Source organism: Paraburkholderia caffeinitolerans (assembly GCF_902859945.1).
Taxonomy (GTDB): domain Bacteria; phylum Pseudomonadota; class Gammaproteobacteria; order Burkholderiales; family Burkholderiaceae; genus Paraburkholderia; species Paraburkholderia caffeinitolerans.
In genome coordinates this window covers 209,933-217,755 of sequence record NZ_CADIKL010000011.1, presented here as the reverse complement: position 1 = coordinate 217,755, position 7,823 = coordinate 209,933, and the positions used below count along the sequence as shown (strand labels likewise).

The following is a 7,823-nucleotide window of genomic DNA, read 5'->3' as shown; positions in this document are numbered from 1 at the left end:
ACCACGAGCTTTCTCAGGTGGGCTTGGGTGGCTCCATCCAGTTTTCGGGCATCAGGTTTTGTCTTCATGCCCATATAACGCACCACGCACTATTTGGTGCACACGTCAGTAACTGGACCGCCGGGTTGAGCGCGGACGCGGTGCAGGTGCAGGTCGAGCGCGGCCACGTCGTGCTCAAGGGCTCCGTGGACTGGACATGGCAGAGCCAGGCGGCCGCGCGCGCCGTCGCCCAGTTGCGCGGGGTCGCGGGCGTGGTGAACCACATCGAAGTCAGGCATGCAGTGGCGCCGGACAAGATCAGCAAGGACATTCTCGAAGCGATGCGCCGCCATGCGGACCGCGAGGCGCGGCATATTCAGGTCACGGTCGACGAAGGCACGGTGAGGCTGTCCGGCAAGGTTCATTCCTTTGCCGAGCGCGCCGTGGCGCGTGGCGCGGCCTGGGCCGCGCCGGGCGTGCGCGCCGTGGTGGACGATCTGAGCGTGGAGTGACGCAATGGCGGCCGCGCAGGGTGGACGTTGCTCAGCCTGCCTGGCCGGCAGCGAGCGCGTCGCGCAGCGCGGCGGCAAAGCATTGGAACGACCGCAGCGAACCCGCGACGCTCTGGTATTTTTCGCGGCCGATCTGGCCGTCGAGCGTGACGAGCATGCCGGCGGAACGCGCGAGCGCGAGCAGCGCATTGGCGTCGTCGACGGCAATTGCGCCGGCAAGCGGAGCGGTGGACGGCGTGCGGCTTTCGGCGGTGGGCATGACGACGCTCCTTGGGGGTGAACGTTCGAGCGGAATTCGCTACGTCTTCAGTATGGACGGCGTGGCCGGGCCTCCCAATGAGCCGGCGCTGAAAGTGATGTAGGTCGTTTTTTGGAACCTGTAGGCGTCGGCCTACAGGGCTTGGCACCGGATCGGAGTCGATGACGTGATCGAGATCTTGACGCTGACAGCCAATCCCGCCGTCGATGTGTCGACGGCGGTGGAGCGCGTGATCGACACGCACAAGCTGCGCTGCGACACGGCAAGCCGCTATCCGGGCGGCGGGGGCATCAATGTCGCGCGCGTGATCCAGCGTCTCGACGGCGCGCAGGCCCACTGCCGCGCACTGTATCTCGCGGGCGGCGTGACGGGCGAGTTGCTGGAGCAACTGCTCGCAGCCGAGCGCGTGGACAGCCGAAGGCTGCATATCGCGGGCGAGACACGGGAAAACTTCTCGGTGAAGGAGCGTTCGACGGGCCGCGAGTTCCGCTTCGTGCTGCCTGGCGCGCCGGTGGAGGCTGCCGAATGGGTTAGCGCAATGGAGGCTTGCGATGCGCTAGTGCCTGCACCGCGCTACCTCGTGATGAGCGGCAGCCTGCCGCCGGGCGTACCTGCGCGAGCCTATGCGGATCTCGCGCAGCGGGCTCATGCACGCGGCACGCGGGTGGCGCTGGACACATCGGGTGCGCCGCTCGCGTTGGCGCTGGAAGCAGGCGTCTACCTCGTGAAGCCTAGCCTTGGTGAACTGGCCGGGCTGGCGGGGCGGCCGCTTGCCGACGAGGCGGCGCAACTGGCCGCCGCGCGCGAGATCGTGGCGCGGCGGCGCGCGGAAATCGTTGCGCTGACGCTTGGGGATCGTGGCGCGCTGCTGGTATCGGCCCAAGAAACGATACGCGTGAAGGCCCTGCCGGTATCCGTTTCGAGTGCGATCGGCGCGGGCGACAGCTTTCTTGCGGGATTGGTCGTCGCGTTGCGCCGGGGCGATGGGCTGGCGGCTGCGGCCCGTCTTGCGCAGGCGGCGGCATCGGCAACCCTGCTGACGAGCGGGACGGCGCTTTGCGACGCTGCGCAGGTACAACGGTTCTATGACGCCGGGCGCCCCGTGTACTGAGTGCGTGAGCTTTACAGCGGCATTGCAGCGGCGGCAAACGCGCTTCGCTTCCTTCGTGCGGTTCCCGGTCTCAGCGTGCCGTGCCGTCGCGCGTGGACGCGTATCTGGCGTGCGGCACAGCGAATCCCACTACGTCCGCGAGCAGCGCACGGCCGCGAGGATGGAAGCTGACCGCCGTGATGATGAAGAACGAGCCGGGCAGCGCAAGGACGGCAAGGAAGATCAGTCGCTTGTACATGGTTGCATCTCGCGGGGAAGCCAAGAATATTGGTTCAGCTTAAATCCCGTCTACCTCGCCCAATTGACCTGTATCAGCCGATCGCGCGCCGCGCCTTCAATGCGACAGCAGAACCGGCACGGTGGCCGATTCGAGCAGCGCGCGCGTGACGCCGCCGAGCACGTGCTCGCGCCATTGCGGATGGCTGTAAGCGCCCGCCACGACACAGTCGCAGCCGCTCGTCGCGCCCCACGAAATCAAGGTGTCGCCCACCGTCTCGTCCGCGTCGCTAAGGCTTTGCGCAAAGTCGACATTGACCGCGTGCCTGGCCAGCATCTGGTCGATGTTCGCGATGCCGGCGCCCGACGACGCCGCAGCGCGCGACGAAGCGGGCGTACCGATATGCAGCACCGTCACGCGCTTCGCGGCTTGCAGCAGGGGCATCGCGTCGTGCACCGCGCGCGCGGCTTCGCGGCTGCCGTCCCACGCGATCACGATCGACTCGCACGCGGCGCGCAGCGTTCCCGCGTAAGGCAGCACCAGCACCGGCCTGCCGGACGTCATGACCACGCTTTCCAGAAAGCACGCGCGCAGCGCATGGGCATCGTCGTCGGGACTCGCCTGGCCCGCGACCAGCAAATCGGCGTGGCGGCTGCGGCGGATGATCGGCTGTTCGGCATAGTCGTCGAATGCGATCCACTCGCCTTCCATGCCGGCGCGCCGCAAGTCGTGGCGAAACGATTCCTCCGCCGTGGCCTGCTGGCTGCGCCGCGCATCGCAGTATTCGCTGTAGTAGGGCGCGCAGCCGGCGACACTGAAGTACGCGCGCGCTTCCGGCGCGAACGGCGAGTAAAGGCCAATGAGGTGCGCGTCGAAGCGGCCCGCGAGCGTCAGCGCGAAGTCGAGCCGCGCTTGCGCGCGCTCGCTCGGGTCGAGATAAGCGAGCAGGGTCTTGTATGGCATGGCTGCGTCTCCTAGGGCGGTGCGTCTCGTTGTGCCGCGGGACGCGGGCGGACGAGCGGTAACACTAGCTTCGAGTGTTGTCGCTGGGATCGGGTCGATGTTCGATGCAAGTCAAACATCGACCCAGCGCGGCTTGTTTGATGCACGTCAACTGGAAGAGGGCCGCGCGCCGCAGAATCGCCTCACCAGGCCCGGACCATGCACGCGCCTCGTGCGTGGCGAGCGGGGCCGGCCAAACCGGAGAGCGGCATGCGGTGCATCCTGCGCCTCGCGTTCAAGCTGCTTGTCAACGACAGCGCCAAGTTCACGGCGCTGCTGATCGGCATCACGTTCGCGGTGTTTCTGATGGTCGAGATGACGTCCATGTTCGCGGGTATCCTCAACCGCTCGTCGTCCACCGTCATCAACGTGGGCGCGAAGGTCTGGGTGATGGACCCGGCGGTGCAGACGATCGCGAGTAGCATCGGCATGCCCGATTACGTGCTCGACGCCGTGCGCAGCATCGACGGCGTGAAGTACGCCGTGCCGCTCTATTCGGGCGCGGCGCTCGTGAAGCTGCACGACGGCACCTACCAGGCGGCCACCGTGATTGGGCTGGACGACACCACGCTCTATGGCTGGCCGAAGATGAAGACCGGGCGCATCGAAGACATCTTTGCGGAAGACGGCTTCATTGCCGTGCAGGACGCCGAGTTCTACAAGCTCGGCAGCCCCGCGCCCGGCACCGACTTCGAGCTGAACGACCACCGCGCCGTGGTGGTCGGCATTGCCGCGGTGGCGAGCGGCAGTCTGTTTGGCACCCCTACGCTTTACACGACGTACCGCCGCGCCATCCAGGACGTCCCGTCGACTCGCTACACGACCTCGTACATCCTCGTCGAGCCGAAGTCGACGGCCGACATTGCGCACATCAAGGCGCAGGTCGCCGCGCTCGGCTATGTCGCCTACACGAAAGATGAGTTCATGCAGCACATCGCCGACTTCTACAAGTACCAGACCAGCCTCGGCACCAACATTCTCCTGATGACAGTGATCAGCTTCGTGGTCGGCCTGTCGATCTCGGGGCAGACCTTCTACACGTTCATTCTGGAAAATCTCGAAAAATTCGGCGCGCTCAAGGCCATCGGCGCGAAGCGGCGCGAGTTGGTCGCGATGATCCTGTTCCAGGCGGCCTTCACGGCGCTCACCGGCTATGGCCTCGGCGTCGGCCTGTGCGCGGCGTCGATCAGCCTCGCGCGGCTGCGCATCCGCGACTACGCGGCCATGATCACCTACGGCAACCTCGCGATTGCGTTCGCGATGGTGGTGGTGATCGCCGCGCTCTCGAGCTATCTCGGCGTGCGCCGCGTGCTGCGCATCGAGCCGTTCGACATCTTCCGGGGCTGAAGCGATGACCGATTCGATTGCCATCGAGGCGCGTGCGCTCGACAAGTGGTTCGGCGAGGGCGCGGCGCGCACCCAGGCGCTGCAAGGCGTCTCCATGCAGGCGCGCTTCGGCGAGATGGTGCTGATCGTCGGGCCGTCAGGCAGCGGCAAGACCACGCTGCTCAGCGTCATCTCCGGGATTCTGCGGCCCGATGGCGGGTCCGTGTCCGTGGATGGCGTGGATCTATGGGCTCAGCCCGACGACCGGCTCGCGGAGTTCCGGCTCAACCGCATCGGCTTCGTCTTTCAGGACTACCATCTGTTTCCGCGCCTCACCACGGCCGAGAACGTGGCCATTCCGCTGATCCTCAAGCGGCGGCCCTGGGACGACGCGCTCGCCGAGGCGCAGCGCTATCTGGCGGTCGTGGGCCTCGAAAACCGTGCCGCCCTGCCGCCCGTGAAGCTCTCGGGCGGCGAGCAGCAGCGCGTGGCGATTGCCCGCGCGATCGTGAGCCAGCCCGACATTCTCGTGCTCGATGAGCCCACCGCCTCGCTCGACGGCGACACGGGACGCACCATCATCGAGTTCGTCAAGCATCAGGTGCTCAACGAGCGTCGCTGCATCATCACCGTCACTCACGACGCCCGCATCTTCGAGTACGCGGACCGCATCCTGCATATGGAGGACGGCAAGCTCAAGGACATCGTCCCCGGAGGCGCGCGATGAAGCATCGGCTTGTGTTCGCAGCGGCGTTGATCGGCTTTCTCGCGAGCGTTGTCGCGGCCTGGGTGTTCGGCATCCAGCAGCCGCCGCAGCCGCCGGTGTTCCAGCCGGCGGCCAATCCTTACGCGCACGGCGTCTATGCCACGGGCATCGTCGAAAGCGATCAGAGCGCCGGAGCGAACGTCAATCTCTATCCCGAAGTGACAGGGACGCTCACGCGCCTCTACGTGCACGACGGCGAGCGCGTGAAGGCGGGAGACGTGCTGCTCACGATCGACGATTCGGTGCAGCGCGCGAACGCGGAGCAGCTCGCCGCCCAGGCGCTTGCCGCGCAGGCCCTGCTCGACGAACTCAAGGCACAGCCCAGGCCGGAAACGCGCGACGTTGCCGACGCGCAGGTGCAGGCGGCCCAGGCCAACCTGAAGATGGCTCAGGACACCTATGCGAAGCAAAAGCAGGCATGGGACATCGACCCCAAAGCCGTGAGCCGCGACGTGCTCGACAGCGCGGAGAACGCCATGCACGTCGCGCGCGCCAACCTCGACGTGGTCGCGCGTCAGGACCGTCTCACGCGCGCGGGCGCGTGGGTCTACGACGTGCGCAACCAGCAGGGGCAGGTGGAGGCGCTGCGCAAGGCGGCCGCGTCGGCCGACGCGCTGCTCGCGCACTACACGCTGCGCGCGCCGTCCGACGGCATCGTGCTCGCGGTGAACACGGCGCAGGGCTCGTACCTGTCGCAGCAGGGCGTCTACGACACTTACACGCAGGGCATGGCGCCCGTCATCGTGCTGGGCACGGCGCCCGAGCGTCTCGCGGTGCGCTGTTACGTGGACGAGATCCTGATCTCGCGGCTGCCACAGCCGGGCCAGCTCAAGGGGCGCATGACGGTACGCGGTGCGAACATCGCGGCCGATCTCACGTTCGAGCGCATCCAGCCCTACGTAACGCCGAAGATCGAGCTTTCCGACCAGCGTGCCGAGCGCGTTGACCTGCGCGTGCTGCCGGTCATTTTCCGCATCGAGCCGCAGGCGGGCCTGCGTCTCTATCCAGGGCAGATCGTCGATGTGTACATTGCCGCGCGTTAAGCGAACTGCTTCGAGCGGGACGCGAGGGGGACGCCGTCGCGCGCGCGCGCGTGGCGCGCTGCTCGTATTCGCGTGGATCGGTGCAACAGGGCTGGCGGGCTGCGCCGTCGGGCCGGATTTCACGCGGCCGGCGCCGCCGCAGGTCGATGCGTATGTGCGTGGCGGCGCGCCCGCGTCCTTCGCGGCGGCCGGTGTCTCGCAGACCCTGCGGGCTGGCGTCGCCGTGCGCGACGACTGGTGGACCCAGTTTGGCTGCCGCGAGATCGATGCAGCCGTGGACGACGCGCTCACCGGCAACGCGACGCTCGATGCGGCCGAGGCATCGCTTCGGCATGCAGATCATCAGTTACGCGCCGGAGCGGGCGTGTTCTATCCGCAGGTGAGCGCCGCGGCCGGCGCCTCCCGGCAGCGCTATGTTCCGCTGCACGTGGGCTCCGGCATGGCGCCCTCGATTTTCAACCTGTTTACGCTGTCGGCCTCGATCAGCTATGCCGTCGATCTCTGGGGCGGCAACCGGCGGTTCGTCGAGGGGCTCGCGGCGCAGCGCGATGCGCAGCGCTACGCGCTGGAGGCGGCTTACCTCACGATCGAATCGAACGTCGTCAACACGATGATCGCGAGCGCCGGCTGGCGCGACGAGATCGACGCGACGCGCGAGATGATCGGGCTCGTGCGCGAGCAGGTCCGCATTGCCGAGGTGCGCGCGCGCGGGTACGGCTGCCTACGCGGCGGTGCTCACGCTGCAGAACGAGCAGGCCGCGCTCGAAGCCACCTTGCCGGTGCTGGAGCAAAAGCGCGCTCAGGCGGCGGATCTGCTGGCCACGTTGAGCGGCCTGCTGCCGGCGCAATGGTCCTCGCCAGAGCTTTCGCTGAACGAGATCACGCTGCCGGCGGATTTGCCCGAGACTGTGCCGTCGCAGCTCGTGCGCCAGCGGCCCGACGTGCTGCAGGCCGAGGCGCTGCTGCATGCGGCGAGCGCGGAAGTCGGCGTGGCCACGGCGGCGATGCTGCCGAACCTCACGCTTTCGGCGGGCGGCGGGCTTGCGGGTACGTCGCTCGCGTCGATGGGCGCGCGCGCAGGCCAGTCGTGGGCGCTGGCCGCGGACGTGGCCGCGCCGCTCTTCGAGGGCGGCACGCTCTGGTACGGGCGCAAGGCCGCGCAGGACGCTTACGACGCCTCGCGCGCACAGTATCGGCAGACCGTGCTGAGCGCCTTTGCGCAGGTGGCGGACGTGCTCTATGCGCTCGAGCACGACGCCGGCGCACTGGAGGCGCAGACGCGCGCGCTGGCGGCGGCGCGCGAGGCGCTGCGCTTGCTGCGCGCCGACTATCGCGCGGGAACGGTGGATTACCTCCAGATCCTCGTCGCCGATGCTCAACTGCATCAAGCGCAGATCGCCTGGCTCGAAGCCGACGCCCAGCGGCTCCAGGACACCGTCGCGCTCTATGCGGCATTGGGCGGCGGCTGGGGCGATGCCGGGGACGGCCCGCGCTGATCGACAGCTCGATGCGGCCATGGCGGTGCTCCGACCGCGTTTGTCTCTTGATGCAAATCAATGGCATGGCGCTGGCCAAACCGAAGATGGGCATCAGGCAAGGGAATGCGGC

General features: G+C 67.6%; 8 protein-coding genes and 1 pseudogene. 6 read left to right on the top strand and 3 right to left on the bottom strand.

Annotated elements, in window-relative coordinates:
- A partial coding sequence (locus tag HV773_RS14040; protein ID WP_175195308.1) for a BON domain-containing protein occupies nucleotides 1–491 on the top strand: 491 nt, incomplete at its 5' end.
- Nucleotides 492–522: 31 nt separating this feature from the next.
- Here the strand turns inward: HV773_RS14040 and HV773_RS14035 are convergent.
- Entirely contained in the window at nucleotides 523–750 is a 228-nt protein-coding gene (locus HV773_RS14035) for a hypothetical protein (protein ID WP_129563723.1), read from the bottom strand.
- 166 nt (nucleotides 751–916) lie between these two features.
- On the opposite strand from HV773_RS14035, the gene HV773_RS14030 reads away from it, so the two are divergent.
- Nucleotides 917–1,861 carry a 1-phosphofructokinase family hexose kinase gene (locus HV773_RS14030; protein WP_129563722.1) on the top strand — a complete coding sequence of 315 codons (945 nt, stop codon included), beginning with the start codon at nucleotides 917–919 and terminating at the stop codon, nucleotides 1,859–1,861.
- 70 nt (nucleotides 1,862–1,931) lie between these two features.
- On the opposite strand, the gene HV773_RS14025 is transcribed toward HV773_RS14030, so the two are convergent.
- Together HV773_RS14025 and HV773_RS14020 are read right to left on the bottom strand one after the other, a co-directional pair.
- Nucleotides 1,932–2,099 carry a hypothetical protein gene (locus HV773_RS14025; protein WP_160113480.1) on the bottom strand — a complete coding sequence of 56 codons (168 nt, stop codon included), beginning with the start codon at nucleotides 2,097–2,099 and terminating at the stop codon, nucleotides 1,932–1,934.
- Nucleotides 2,100–2,195: 96 nt separating this feature from the next.
- Entirely contained in the window at nucleotides 2,196–3,041 is an 846-nt protein-coding gene (locus HV773_RS14020) for a universal stress protein (protein WP_129563721.1), read from the bottom strand.
- A gap of 249 nt (nucleotides 3,042–3,290) precedes the next feature.
- Between HV773_RS14020 and HV773_RS14015 the strand changes: the two genes are divergently transcribed.
- The 4 genes and pseudogenes from HV773_RS14015 to HV773_RS14000 all read left to right on the top strand — a co-directional run bounded on the left by HV773_RS14015 (nucleotide 3,291) and on the right by HV773_RS14000 (nucleotide 7,711).
- On the top strand, nucleotides 3,291–4,427 hold the full coding sequence (locus HV773_RS14015) for an ABC transporter permease (protein ID WP_129563720.1): 1,137 nt from the start codon (nucleotides 3,291–3,293) through the stop codon (nucleotides 4,425–4,427).
- A 4-nt stretch (nucleotides 4,428–4,431) separates the two neighbouring features.
- Nucleotides 4,432–5,133 carry an ABC transporter ATP-binding protein gene (locus HV773_RS14010; RefSeq protein WP_129563719.1) on the top strand — a complete coding sequence of 234 codons (702 nt, stop codon included), beginning with the start codon at nucleotides 4,432–4,434 and terminating at the stop codon, nucleotides 5,131–5,133.
- Entirely contained in the window at nucleotides 5,130–6,215 is a 1,086-nt protein-coding gene (locus HV773_RS14005; protein WP_129563718.1) for an HlyD family secretion protein, read from the top strand. Before HV773_RS14010 ends, HV773_RS14005 begins: the two co-directional genes overlap by 4 nt.
- A pseudogene (locus tag HV773_RS14000) lies at nucleotides 6,193–7,711 on the top strand (efflux transporter outer membrane subunit). Before HV773_RS14005 ends, HV773_RS14000 begins: the two are co-directional and overlap by 23 nt.
- Nucleotides 7,712–7,823: the final 112 nt, after the last annotated feature.

Excerpts from the sequence above, each read along its gene's own strand:
- HV773_RS14015 (WP_129563720.1), top strand. The coding sequence starts at position 3,291 with ATGCGGTGCATCCTGCGCCTCGCGTTCAAGCTGCTTGTCAACGACAGC.
- HV773_RS14025 (WP_160113480.1), bottom strand. The coding sequence starts at position 2,099 with ATGTACAAGCGACTGATCTTCCTTGCCGTCCTTGCGCTGCCCGGCTCG.
- HV773_RS14010 (WP_129563719.1), top strand. The coding sequence starts at position 4,432 with ATGACCGATTCGATTGCCATCGAGGCGCGTGCGCTCGACAAGTGGTTC.
- HV773_RS14020 (WP_129563721.1), bottom strand. The coding sequence starts at position 3,041 with ATGCCATACAAGACCCTGCTCGCTTATCTCGACCCGAGCGAGCGCGCG.
- HV773_RS14035 (WP_129563723.1), bottom strand. The coding sequence starts at position 750 with ATGCCCACCGCCGAAAGCCGCACGCCGTCCACCGCTCCGCTTGCCGGC.
- HV773_RS14005 (WP_129563718.1), top strand. The coding sequence starts at position 5,130 with ATGAAGCATCGGCTTGTGTTCGCAGCGGCGTTGATCGGCTTTCTCGCG.